This window comes from Bacillus cereus group sp. MYBK95-2 (assembly GCF_051915225.1).
Taxonomy (GTDB): Bacteria; Bacillota; Bacilli; order Bacillales; family Bacillaceae_G; genus Bacillus_A; species Bacillus_A cereus.
In genome coordinates this window covers 449,508-461,654 of record NZ_JBQAEH010000001.1, presented here as the reverse complement: position 1 = coordinate 461,654, position 12,147 = coordinate 449,508, and the positions used below count along the sequence as shown (strand labels likewise).

The window sequence follows — 12,147 nt, the reverse complement described above, 5'->3', positions numbered from 1 at the left end:
ATTACAGTTTTTGTGACGCATATAAAGTGTGTTACACTGAAAATAAATAGTACTTGAAGTTATTGGAGGAATTCCCGTGGGTGAGAAAGAAAAAGAATTTGCTGTCATTGGACTTGGTCGCTTTGGTGGAAGTATTTGCCGAGAACTAGCTCAATTAGGAATGGAAGTAATGGCAATCGATTCAGATGAGGATAAAATTAATGAATTTGCAAATATAGCTTCGCATGCTGTAATTGCAGATTCAACAGATGAGATGGTATTAAAAAGCCTTGGTATTCGAAATTTTGATCACGTAGTCGTTGCTATTGGAGATAATTTAAATTCAAGTATTTTAACGACTTTGATTTTGAAAGAGTTGGGTGTAAAAAATATTACTGTAAAAGCTCAAAATGATTATCATGAAAAAGTGTTAAGTAAAATAGGTGCAGATCATATTGTGCATCCAGAACGTGATATGGGGAAAAGGATTGCTAATAATATTGCATCAAGCAATGTGCTAGACTACCTTGAGCTTTCAGATGAGCATAGTATTGTAGAGATTATTGCGAATAAAAAAATTGATGGGCACTCTTTAATTGAATTAGATATTCGTGCGAAGTTTGGATTGAATATTGTAGCAATTAAACGAGGCAAAGAAGTTATCGTATCCCCTCGAGCTACGGAGAATATTCAAGCAGGAGATATATTAATTGTCATTGGTCATGACGATGAAGTGGATCGATTTAAACACTTTTTAAGATAAGAGAAAAGAAAAGGACAATGCCTTCATGGCATTGTCCTTTTTCTTATATTTCCATAATGATTGGTAAAATCATTGGACGGCGTTTCGTTTTCTCATATAGGAATGGAGCTAATGTGTCTGTAATTTCATTTTTAATTTCAGACCATTGTGTTGTTTTACGCTCCATTACTTTTTCTAAATGAGTTGTAATTAATGTTTGTGCATCATTGATTAAATCGCTACTTTCACGCATGTAAACGAAACCGCGTGAGATGATATCAGGTCCTGCTGCAACTTTAAATTCTTTCATATCAATGCTTACAACTACAATTACAAGTCCTTCTTCAGAAAGGATACGACGATCGCGTAATACGATATTGCCAATATCTCCAATACCGTTTCCATCAATGTAGACCGAACCAGATGGGATTTTTCCAGCTACGCTAGCTTCATCCGAACGTAAAGCAAGAACATCGCCATTATCCATAATGAAGCAATTTTCTTCAGGGATGCCACAATCATTTGCTATGTTCATGTGCATACGCTGCATACGATATTCACCATGAATTGGCATGAAGTACTTCGGTTTAATTAGACGTAACATTAACTTTTGTTCTTCTTGTCCACCGTGTCCACTTGTATGGATATTTGAAAGTTTCCCATGAATTACATCAGCGCCAGCGCGGTACAACATGTTAATTGTACGACTTACGCTAATTGTATTTCCTGGAATTGGTGAAGACGAGAAAACAACTGTATCTCCAGGAATAATTTGAATTTGGCGGTGTGTACCGTTTGCAATACGTGAAAGTGCTGCCATCGGTTCACCTTGACTACCTGTACATAAAATAACAACTTTATTAGCTGGTAAGCGGTTTAGTTGAGATGCATCTATGAATGTATCTTTCGGGCAACGAATATAACCAAGGTTTTGTCCAATTTCAATCGCTGCTTCCATACTTCGACCAAACACAGCTACTTTACGGTTGTTTTCAACAGCAGCTTCAACAACTTGTTGTAAGCGGTGAATATTTGATGCAAAGGTTGCGAATATAATCCGTCCTTCTACTTTACGGAAAATGTCTTGAATGCTATCACCAACGCGACGCTCAGACATAGTAAAGTTTGGAACTTCACTGTTCGTACTATCAGATAATAGACATAGTACGCCATCTTTACCGATTTCAGCCATTTTTGTTAAATCAGCTGGTTCACCAACTGGTGTGAAGTCAAATTTGAAGTCACCTGTATGAACGACTTGACCTTGAGGTGTTTTCACAACAACGCCGTACGAATCTGGAATACTGTGAGTTGTACGGAAGAAGGATACAGACGTTTTTTTGAATTTAATAACGTCATCTTCTTGAATCTCGTAAAGTTTTGCTTTACGAAGTAAGCCGTGTTCTTCTAGTTTGTTTTTGATGAGTGCAATTGCTAATTTTCCGCCGTAAATTGGAATGTTCACTTGACGTAATAGGTAAGGGATTCCGCCGATATGATCTTCGTGACCATGTGTAATGAATAACCCTTTAATTTTATCTTCGTTTCGCACAAAATAAGTGTAGTCTGGTATTACATAATCGATTCCGAGAAGTTCGTCCTCTGGAAATTTAATTCCAGCATCAATTATAATAATTTCATCTTGAAATTGAACAGCGTATGTATTTTTACCGATTTCACCAAGCCCACCGAGAGCAAATACAGCAACTTGGTCGTTTTTTAGAAATTTCATATCGCTATACGATTTCCGCTAATGTTAAATCAGCGTTTTCTTTTTCATATTCAAGATGAGCGCCAGTAACAGACTGAACAAACTCGATATTATATGCGAACTTATTTAATTTTGTACGAACATCCTTTTCAGACGTAGCCTCTAAATATAAAACTTTTGTATTTTCACGTACTGGAACCTCAGTTAATTTTTCTTGATAAAATACTTTAAAAATCATTTGGAAAACCTCTCCTTGTCTATGTTTTGCATTATCTGTTACTTATTATAAAGCAAACAGTCACGATTTTCATGTTTTTTCGAATGAGAATGAAGAAAAAGCCCGAAATGGGCACAATTTAAGCGACTGTCTTTTTACGGACTAGACCATTTAAATAACGCTTGAGCTTTTTCTTCAGCTTCTTCAGCATGATTACTCCTTCCTTTCCTTATTTTAAACATGCCTATTACTAGTGAAAACTCTATCTCTGATATAAGAGATAGGACAAAAGTGAATGGTGAATCTTGTCCTTTCCCATACAGTGAAAGTTATTCTATAGTAACGATTAGTAGCCGTTAGTTATAGGTATAGTATGAGGAAGAATGGAAAAGAAAATTCATACGAACAAGTATCCACATGTTTTACTAATATATATATGCAAAGTTTACAAATAAGGTCAGAAAGGGAACGCTTTCTTCACAGATGTTTAATATGTTATACTTTTTTTTAGAATTTGAAAAGTGATATTCAAAATAGGAATATAGAGTGCCAGAAAGGATTTTGACAAATGAATGATAAAATTGTCTTTTTTGATATTGATGGAACATTATTAGATCATGATAAAAAAATTCCGCAATCTACACGAGATGCAGTAAAACAGTTACAAGAAAAAGGTGTACATGTAGCAATTGCGACAGGGCGCGCGCCATTTATGTTCGAAGATATTCGTAAGGAACTTGATATACATAATTATGTTAGTTTTAATGGACAATATGTTGTCTTTGAAGATGAGGTAATATTTAATAATCCGTTACATCCAGATGCTTTACATAAGTTTACTCAGTTTGCAAAACAAGAAGGATATCCACTTGTATATCTTGACCATCAAGATATGAGAGCATCAGTGGAATATCATGATTATGTGAAAGAAGGCTTTGGAAGCTTAAACTTTGAGCATCCAGCATATGAGCCTAATTTTTATGAGGAACGTAATATTTATCAAACACTACTTTTTTGTGAAGTAAATGAAGAGGAAAAGTTTATTAATCATTATCCAGATTTTCATTTTATTCGTTGGCATGCATATTCAATGGATATCATTCCGAATGGTGGTTCTAAGGCAAAAGGAATTGAGAAATACATTGAAAAGTTAGGTTTTAATCGTGATCAAGTGTATGCATTTGGAGATGGATTAAATGATTTAGAAATGATCGAAGCCGTTGGCACAGGTATTGTGATGGGAAATGGCCATGAAGACTTGAAAAAACTTGCAAATCATGTGACAAAGGATGTTAATGAAGACGGTATATATCATGGACTAAAGTGGGCTGGATTGCTATAAGTGAATATGGAACCCATTTCATAATAAAAAGGCGGAAGATTAACTTCCGCCTTTTTATTATTATCGCTCTAGAGGTTTGGAATCATCAGGAGCGGCAAAAGGATTTTCTTTATTGATATGGTCATAGAACATAACGCCATTTAAATGGTCAATCTCGTGCTGAAATACGATTGCTGGTAAACCTTTTAAACGTAATTTTACTTCTTCTCCGTTAATAGAAGTTGCTTTTACTGTAATTCTTGTATAACGAGGAACATAACCAGGTACTTCGCGGTCTACAGATAGACAGCCTTCACCACCCTGTAAATATGTACGTTCAACAGAATGGCTAATGATTTTTGGATTGAATAATGCATGGCTATATAATGTACCATCCGCATCGGTTACATGAACTGCAATCATTTTTTTTGAAACACCGATTTGCGGAGCCGCTAATCCGATTCCAGGGCGTAAACTATATTTTTCAGCCATTTCAGGATCTTGGCTATTTATTACGAATTCAATCATTTCTTTTAAGGTAGTTGTATCTTCTTCGCTTGCCGGTAAGGACACCTCTTCTGCAACGTTGCGCAAAATAGGATCTCCTTCGCGAATAACATCTTTCATTGTAAGCATATGTAATCTCTCCTTTCCTCTTTAGTCTACCAAAGGAGATGGAAAAAGTCATCGGCAAGAAAGGGAAGGCATTTTGGAAATCGTTCTATTATAGAGTAGTTATGTATGTGGTAAACAGAAAAAGACGGCAAAGCCGTCTTTTTCTTTCCATAGTTGTTTCGTTTTACAATTAGCGAATGCAAGCAGCACCAACGATAATTAAAAGAATAAACAACACAACGATTAAGGCGAAGCCGCGTCCAGACCCGCCACAAGAACCGCCATAACCGTAGGAAGGATATGAACAAGTTGGATAGCAATATGAGTATCCGTACATGAGATGACCTCCTTTATCATTTCCCGCTAATACTGCGGTTACTATAATGTATGGAAGAGAGGGTAGAAATGTATAGGTATTTACCTAAAAAAGGAAGAGTAGTTTGTATATTTTTGTTACGAAGAGAGAAAAACTAAAGAGAATTAAATCGTTTACATATTATTCTAAGAGAAAAAATAAGTGAAAAAGGGAATAATATAACAGTAGGTCAATGCTTACTAATACAGATGTAAAAAATAAAAACACGTTTGTGTAGTAGAAACCTGCATATTATTTATAAAAAAACGTATTCAAAGTAATTGACATCGTAATTAGAATAGTTGTAAACTAAAAAACGTGATCAAGATTGTATTAATATGTTTCTGAAAAAACATTAGTACAGATTGTTAGGTACACAAAATTATTCTCAACCGACATACAAACATGTTGGTTTACATCGTTGCGCTTTTTAAACTGGAAAATAGCCAGTGAAAGCGTTTCAGAATATGGTTCAAGAGAGGAAGAGGTGAACGGAATGGGTACTAAAACAAAAAAGACCCTATTTAATGTTGATGAGCAAATGAAAGCTATCGCAGCTCAATTTGAAACATTACAAATTTTAAATGAAAACGGTGAAGTTGTGAATGAAGCAGCTATGCCTGAATTATCTGATGATCAATTAAAAGAATTAATGCGTCGTATGGTGTATACTCGCGTATTAGATCAACGTTCTATTTCTTTAAACCGTCAAGGACGTTTAGGTTTCTACGCACCTACAGCTGGACAAGAAGCTTCTCAATTAGCAAGTCATTTCGCACTTGAAGCAGAAGACTTCATCTTACCAGGATACCGTGATGTACCACAATTAGTATGGCACGGATTACCATTATACCAAGCATTCTTATTCTCTCGTGGACACTTCATGGGTAACCAAATGCCTGAGAATGTAAATGCATTAGCTCCACAGATCATTATTGGTGCGCAAATCATCCAAACTGCTGGTGTTGCGTTAGGTATGAAACTACGTGGTAAAAAATCTGTTGCAATTACTTACACTGGTGACGGTGGTGCTTCACAAGGTGACTTCTACGAAGGTATGAACTTTGCAGGTGCATTCAAAGCTCCAGCAATCTTCGTTGTTCAAAACAACCGTTATGCAATCTCTACTCCAGTAGAAAAGCAATCTGCAGCTAAAACTGTAGCACAAAAAGCAGTAGCAGCAGGTATTTACGGAATTCAAGTAGACGGTATGGATCCATTAGCTGTATACGCAGCAACTGCTTTCGCTCGTGAGCGCGCAGTAAATGGCGAAGGCCCTACTTTAATCGAGACTTTAACATTCCGTTACGGTCCACATACAATGGCTGGTGATGACCCAACTCGTTACCGTACAAAAGATATCGAAAACGAATGGGAACAAAAAGACCCAATCGTACGCTTCCGTAAGTTCTTAGAAGCTAAAGGCCTATGGTCTCAAGAAGTTGAAGAGACAGTAATCGAAGAAGCAAAAGAAGATATCAAACAAGCAATTGCTAAGGCTGACCAAGCTCCAAAACAAAAAGTAACTGATTTAATGGAAATCATGTACGAAAAAATGCCTTACAACTTAGCTGAACAATATGAAATCTACAAAGAAAAGGAGTCGAAGTAAGCCATGGCTCAAATGACAATGATTCAAGCAATCACTGATGCTTTACGCGTTGAAATGAAAAATGACCCTAACGTACTTGTATTTGGTGAAGACGTTGGTGTAAACGGCGGTGTATTCCGTGCTACTGAAGGTTTACAAGCTGAATTTGGTGAAGATCGTGTAATGGATACTCCACTTGCAGAGTCTGGTATTGGTGGACTTGCAGTTGGTCTTGCACTTGAAGGATTCCGTCCAGTTCCAGAAATCCAATTCTTCGGTTTCGTTTATGAAGTAATGGATTCAATTTCTGGTCAATTAGCTCGTATGCGTTACCGTTCTGGTGGACGTTGGACTGCTCCAGTAACAGTTCGTTCTCCATTCGGTGGTGGTGTTCATACTCCTGAACTTCATGCTGATAGCTTAGAAGGATTAGTGGCTCAACAACCTGGTCTAAAAGTTGTTATTCCATCTACTCCATACGATGCTAAAGGTCTTTTAATCTCTGCGATTCGTGACAACGATCCAGTTATCTACTTAGAGCATATGAAATTGTACCGTTCATTCCGTCAAGAGGTACCAGAAGGTGATTACACAATTGATTTAGGTAAAGCTGATATCAAACGTGAAGGTACAGATGTATCTGTTATCGCTTACGGTGCTATGGTTCACGCTGCATTAAAAGCTGCTGAAGAACTTGAAAAAGAAGGTATCTCTTTAGAGGTTGTTGACTTACGTACAGTTCAACCATTAGATATCGAAACAATCATCGCTTCTGTTGAAAAAACAGGTCGCGTAGTTGTAGTTCAAGAAGCTCAAAAACAAGCTGGTATTGCAGCTAACGTTGTAGCGGAAATTAACGACCGTGCAATCTTAAACTTAGAAGCTCCAGTTGTACGTGTTGCAGCTGCTGATACAGTATTCCCATTCTCTCAAGCAGAGAGCGTATGGTTACCAAACCACAAAGATATTGTTGAAGCTGTAAACAAAGTAATGAACTTCTAATTTTTAGCTTTTCATGTGCAAAAGAAATCAGCACATGCTGGTTTCTTTTGTACATATTCCATAATAATGAAATGAATCAGGGGGCTGAATTCCGTGGCATTTGAATTTAAACTACCAGATATCGGTGAAGGTATCCACGAAGGTGAAATCGTAAAATGGTTTATTAAACCAGGCGATGAAGTAAACGAAGACGATGTACTTCTTGAAGTACAAAATGATAAAGCAGTAGTAGAAATCCCTTCTCCTGTTAAAGGTAAAGTACTTGAAGTACTTGTAGAAGAAGGAACAGTTGCAATCGTAGGAGATACATTAATTAAATTTGATGCTCCTGGATACGAAAACCTTAAATTTAAAGGTGACGATCATGATGAAGCTCCAAAAGCTGAAGAAGCAGCAGTAGAAGCTCCAGCAGCGGAAGCTACTCCAGCAGCAACTGCAGAAGTAGTAAATGAGCGCGTAATCGCTATGCCATCTGTTCGTAAATACGCTCGTGAAAAAGGTGTAGACATTCATAAAGTAGCTGGTACTGGTAAGAATGGCCGTATCGTAAAAGCTGACATCGATGCATTTGCAAATGGTGGACAAACTGTAGCAGCAACTGAGGCTCCAGCAGCAGTAGAAGCTACTCCAGCAGCAGCGAAAGAAGAAGCACCAAAAGCACAACCAATCCCAGCTGGTGAATATCCAGAAACTCGTGAGAAAATGAGTGGTATCCGTAAAGCGATTGCGAAAGCAATGGTTAACTCTAAACACACAGCTCCTCACGTAACATTAATGGACGAAGTAGATGTAACAGAACTTGTTGCTCACCGTAAGAAGTTCAAAGCAGTAGCAGCTGACAAAGGTATTAAATTAACTTACCTTCCGTACGTTGTTAAAGCTTTAACATCTGCATTACGTGAATACCCAATGTTAAACACTTCTTTAGACGATGCATCTCAAGAAGTAGTTCATAAACATTACTTCAATATCGGTATCGCAGCTGATACAGACAAAGGTCTATTAGTACCAGTTGTTAAAGATACAGATCGTAAGTCTATCTTCACAATCTCTAACGAGATCAATGATCTTGCTGGTAAAGCACGTGAAGGTCGTCTAGCTCCAGCTGAAATGAAAGGTGCTTCTTGCACAATTACAAACATTGGTTCTGCAGGTGGACAATGGTTCACTCCAGTTATCAACCACCCAGAAGTAGCAATCCTTGGTATCGGCCGTATCGCTGAAAAACCAGTTGTGAAAAACGGTGAGATCGTTGCAGCTCCAGTATTAGCATTATCTCTAAGCTTTGACCATCGTTTAATTGACGGTGCAACTGCTCAAAAAGCGTTAAACCAAATTAAACGTCTATTGAATGACCCACAATTATTAGTAATGGAGGCGTAATAACAATGGTAGTAGGAGATTTCCCAATTGAATTAGATACAGTCGTTGTTGGTGCAGGTCCTGGTGGATACGTTGCGGCAATTCGTGCAGCACAATTAGGTCAAAAGGTAGCAATCATTGAAAAAGCTAACCTTGGTGGCGTATGCTTAAACGTTGGATGTATTCCTTCAAAAGCGTTAATCAATGCAGGTCATCGTTATGAGAATGCAATGCATTCTGATGACATGGGTATTACTGCAGAAAACGTAAAAGTTGACTTTACAAAAGTTCAAGAATGGAAAAACGGCGTAGTTAAGAAATTAACTGGCGGTGTTGAAGGCCTTCTTAAAGGTAACAAAGTTGAAATCATTCGCGGTGAAGCTTACTTCGTAGATGCTAATACATTACGCGTTATGACTGAAGATGCAGCTCAAACTTATACGTTTAAAAATGCTGTTCTTGCAACTGGTTCTACACCAATCGAAATTCCAGGATTCAAATACTCTAAACGTGTTATCAACTCTACAGGTGCTTTAAGCTTACCTGAAATTCCTAAAAAACTTGTTGTAATCGGCGGCGGTTACATCGGTATGGAATTAGGTACTGCATATGCTAACTTCGGTACAGAAGTTACTGTAGTAGAAGCTGGCGACGAAATCTTAGCTGGTTTCGAAAAAGCTATGAGCTCTGTTGTTAAACGTGCTCTACAGAAAAAAGGTAACGTAAATATCCATACAAAAGCTATGGCTAAAGGCGTTGAAGAAACAGAAACTGGCGTAAAAGTTAGCTTTGAAGTTAAAGGTGAAATCCAAACTGTAGAAGCAGATTACGTATTAGTAACTGTAGGTCGTCGTCCAAACACTCAAGAAATCGGTCTTGAGCAGGTTGGAGTTAAAATGACTGACCGCGGCATCATCGAAATCGATGAGCAATGTCGTACAAATGTACCAAACATCTATGCAATCGGTGATATCGTTCCTGGACCACCATTAGCTCACAAAGCTTCTTACGAAGGTAAAGTAGCTGTAGAAGCAATTAGTGGCCATGCATCAGCTATCGATTACATCGGAATTCCTGCAGTATGCTTCACTGATCCAGAATTAGCATCTGTTGGTTACACTAAAAAACAAGCTGAAGAAGCTGGAATGACTGTAACTGTATCTAAGTTCCCATTCGCTGCTAACGGTCGTGCATTATCATTAAACAGCACTGACGGTTTCTTACAACTTGTAACACGTAAAGAAGATGGTCTTCTTGTAGGTGCTCAAGTTGCAGGTGCAGGTGCTTCTGATATTATCTCTGAGATTGGTTTAGCTATCGAAGCTGGAATGACAGCTGAAGATATCGCTCAAACAATCCATGCTCACCCAACATTAGGTGAAATCACAATGGAAGCAGCTGAAGTTGCTCTTGGAATGCCAATTCACATTGTAAAATAATTTAAGTAATGTAAATAGCCCTTCTCTTATTGTAAGAGAGGGGCTATTTTTATTTTCATCAAATGACTTGCAAGGTCTTTAAACGTACTTGTCGAATGAATATATAATACTTTAACAAATGATTCCGGCTTAACTTACTTCAAAGGTAATATATATCATCCTATAATATGTAATTGATTCAAACGTACCCCCATATATTAATAAAATAGAGCATGTCAAAGGAGAAGGTTCCATGAAAATATTACATGTTATATTTTATCATTTACTACTATGGAGTGGCTTTTCCACTGTATTAACATTATCGAATGGTGATAAGTTTCATTATAAAGTTATTCTTTTTTTCGTATTTCTATATTTAGCCTATGTAATAGCATATTTTGTATTGCACGTAAGAAAGCAAGCTTTATTTCTTACATGTTCGAATTGTATATTATTTTTAATCATATTATCTATTTTTTAAATTAGCGTTTATAAAAATACATTGTTCTTCCATTAAATAATTGTAACTCTCCCTCTAATTTCTTCGCTAAAAAACGGCAAAATTCATTTGCTTTCCCTTTGTCACCAAATGTTGCATTAGGTGGTAAAGAAACTTGGATGAAAGATTGTTCATTTTCTATACCAACACCAATATAAATTGAGTTATACCGGTCGTGATTGGATTGAAGTTTTAATGTTGTTGTAGATGTATCTAAAATTTCATAAGGAAAAGCGGTATTTGTATACGTGTAATTAATTTGGGCACCAGTTTTAGAAGTAACTGTTTTATAATAATGAAAAAGTTGTTTTATATCATCTATTGAAACTGATTGTTGGTTGGATTTCGGTACAAGCGTAATAAAGGCGTGTTGCATATAAGTTCCCCCTAACTTAGTAGAATACTATCATTCTACATCCTACTGAATTTTTTGACAATTAAAAGGAGTATTACATGTTTTGTTTAATATACTATTAATGAAACGTGATGTAGAAAGGTGGAAACCAATGTTTGAAAAATTGTATGATGAGCATGAAAGTGTGAAGGTACGATTTTTAGGGTTTATGACACATGATACACGTTATGATTTTGGTGTTATTTATACAAATATGTTTTTTGGAAAGCCGCTCATTGTTTGTATGCAAACAGGAAGGTCTACTTTACTCGGACGAGATGATGTAGAGAATGTTCAATATATACAGGAGATTTTTAAATTAGGATCAGAAGAGGAAGCAAAGGAGTTAGCTCAGTTTTTCAAATTTCTAGTTCCGTCAACTTCTTTACATGCGGAATATGAAGAATAATTAATGTGAAACAGTCGTACTTATAAATATGGCTGTTTTTTATTTGAATATCGCATACTAATTTAAATTTAAAATATTTAATGTGTTATACTAAAAACCTATTGACGTAAAAAGTATAACATATTAAAATAAAGACAGAAAGTTAAGCGGTTACAAAAAGTTTTTGGGATTATAAACTTAGGGGGAAATGAAAAATGGGAACAATCGTATGTCAAGATTGTGAAGGTACAATTGCACACTTCGAAGATGAGAAAGTAACGGTACTTTACGGGAAATGTGGATCTTGCGGATGTGATCACACAGAGCATACAAAAGCCCAATAATTGATAGGAAATGGACAGCTAAAAGTTTTTAGGACCATAAACTTAGGGGGAAATGAAAAATGGGAACAATCGTATGCCAAGTATGTGAAGGAACAATCGGACATTTTGAAGATGAGAAAACGACGGTACTTTACGGAAAATGCGGAACAAATTGTGACTGTGCTAGAAAAGATAATGCGAAAGCTTAATGATAAATAAATAGATTACTA

Annotated in this window: 15 protein-coding genes; 10 read left to right on the top strand and 5 right to left on the bottom strand. The window is 36.7% G+C overall.

Going from position 1 to position 12,147, the window contains the following annotated elements; translation table 11 throughout:
* Nucleotides 1–76 precede the first annotated feature (76 nt).
* The gene (locus ACTFN4_RS02225) at nucleotides 77–742 is read left to right on the top strand and encodes a potassium channel family protein (protein WP_000504032.1); all 666 of its coding nucleotides are present in this window, start codon (nucleotides 77–79) and stop codon (nucleotides 740–742) included.
* 43 nt (nucleotides 743–785) lie between these two features.
* Here ACTFN4_RS02225 and rnjA read toward each other — a convergent pair whose 3' ends face one another.
* Both rnjA and ACTFN4_RS02215 read right to left on the bottom strand, forming a co-directional pair.
* Nucleotides 786–2,453 carry a ribonuclease J1 gene (gene rnjA / locus ACTFN4_RS02220; protein ID WP_000670377.1) on the bottom strand — a complete coding sequence of 556 codons (1,668 nt, stop codon included), beginning with the start codon at nucleotides 2,451–2,453 and terminating at the stop codon, nucleotides 786–788.
* 4 nt (nucleotides 2,454–2,457) lie between these two features.
* The gene (locus ACTFN4_RS02215; protein WP_000576435.1) at nucleotides 2,458–2,670 is read right to left on the bottom strand and encodes a DNA-dependent RNA polymerase subunit epsilon; all 213 of its coding nucleotides are present in this window, start codon (nucleotides 2,668–2,670) and stop codon (nucleotides 2,458–2,460) included.
* A gap of 547 nt (nucleotides 2,671–3,217) precedes the next feature.
* Between ACTFN4_RS02215 and ACTFN4_RS02210 the strand changes: the two genes are divergently transcribed.
* Nucleotides 3,218–3,991, top strand: a complete 774-nt coding sequence (locus ACTFN4_RS02210; protein ID WP_000998268.1) for a Cof-type HAD-IIB family hydrolase — start codon at nucleotides 3,218–3,220, stop codon at nucleotides 3,989–3,991.
* 60 nt (nucleotides 3,992–4,051) lie between these two features.
* Here the strand turns inward: ACTFN4_RS02210 and def are convergent, their stop codons facing one another.
* Nucleotides 4,052–4,606, bottom strand: a complete 555-nt coding sequence (def, locus tag ACTFN4_RS02205) for a peptide deformylase (protein ID WP_000957048.1) — start codon at nucleotides 4,604–4,606, stop codon at nucleotides 4,052–4,054.
* Between the two features lie 169 nt (nucleotides 4,607–4,775).
* Entirely contained in the window at nucleotides 4,776–4,922 is a 147-nt protein-coding gene (locus ACTFN4_RS02200; protein ID WP_000274562.1) for a YjcZ family sporulation protein, read from the bottom strand.
* Nucleotides 4,923–5,436: 514 nt separating this feature from the next.
* Here ACTFN4_RS02200 and pdhA point away from each other — a divergent pair.
* From pdhA to ACTFN4_RS02175, 5 genes are all read left to right on the top strand, one after another.
* Nucleotides 5,437–6,552, top strand: a complete 1,116-nt coding sequence (gene pdhA, locus ACTFN4_RS02195) for a pyruvate dehydrogenase E1 component subunit alpha (protein WP_000536895.1) — start codon at nucleotides 5,437–5,439, stop codon at nucleotides 6,550–6,552.
* Nucleotides 6,553–6,555: 3 nt separating this feature from the next.
* Nucleotides 6,556–7,533 carry a pyruvate dehydrogenase complex E1 component subunit beta gene (gene pdhB / locus ACTFN4_RS02190; protein ID WP_000068168.1) on the top strand — a complete coding sequence of 326 codons (978 nt, stop codon included), beginning with the start codon at nucleotides 6,556–6,558 and terminating at the stop codon, nucleotides 7,531–7,533.
* 93 nt (nucleotides 7,534–7,626) lie between these two features.
* Nucleotides 7,627–8,916 (top strand): pyruvate dehydrogenase complex dihydrolipoyllysine-residue acetyltransferase, encoded by a 1,290-nt coding sequence (gene pdhC, locus ACTFN4_RS02185; protein ID WP_000863419.1) that lies wholly within the window; start codon nucleotides 7,627–7,629, stop codon nucleotides 8,914–8,916.
* Nucleotides 8,917–8,921: 5 nt separating this feature from the next.
* Nucleotides 8,922–10,334 (top strand): dihydrolipoyl dehydrogenase, encoded by a 1,413-nt coding sequence (gene lpdA / locus ACTFN4_RS02180; RefSeq protein WP_000260104.1) that lies wholly within the window; start codon nucleotides 8,922–8,924, stop codon nucleotides 10,332–10,334.
* A 232-nt stretch (nucleotides 10,335–10,566) separates the two neighbouring features.
* Nucleotides 10,567–10,794 (top strand): hypothetical protein, encoded by a 228-nt coding sequence (locus ACTFN4_RS02175; protein ID WP_000697469.1) that lies wholly within the window; start codon nucleotides 10,567–10,569, stop codon nucleotides 10,792–10,794.
* A 1-nt stretch (nucleotide 10,795) separates the two neighbouring features.
* On the opposite strand, the gene ACTFN4_RS02170 is transcribed toward ACTFN4_RS02175, so the two are convergent.
* Nucleotides 10,796–11,188, bottom strand: coding sequence for a DUF1885 family protein (locus ACTFN4_RS02170; protein ID WP_439962046.1), 393 nt, complete (start codon nucleotides 11,186–11,188; stop codon nucleotides 10,796–10,798).
* Nucleotides 11,189–11,318: 130 nt separating this feature from the next.
* Between ACTFN4_RS02170 and ACTFN4_RS02165 the strand changes: the two genes are divergently transcribed.
* The 3 genes from ACTFN4_RS02165 to ACTFN4_RS02155 all read left to right on the top strand — a co-directional run bounded on the left by ACTFN4_RS02165 (nucleotide 11,319) and on the right by ACTFN4_RS02155 (nucleotide 12,126).
* Nucleotides 11,319–11,615, top strand: coding sequence for a DUF3055 domain-containing protein (locus ACTFN4_RS02165; RefSeq protein WP_000462038.1), 297 nt, complete (start codon nucleotides 11,319–11,321; stop codon nucleotides 11,613–11,615).
* Nucleotides 11,616–11,809: 194 nt separating this feature from the next.
* A complete protein-coding gene (locus ACTFN4_RS02160; protein WP_000536778.1) occupies nucleotides 11,810–11,938 on the top strand; it encodes a GapA-binding peptide SR1P in 129 nt (42 codons plus the stop codon).
* Nucleotides 11,939–11,997: 59 nt separating this feature from the next.
* Nucleotides 11,998–12,126 (top strand): GapA-binding peptide SR1P, encoded by a 129-nt coding sequence (locus ACTFN4_RS02155; protein ID WP_000536803.1) that lies wholly within the window; start codon nucleotides 11,998–12,000, stop codon nucleotides 12,124–12,126.
* Nucleotides 12,127–12,147: the final 21 nt, after the last annotated feature.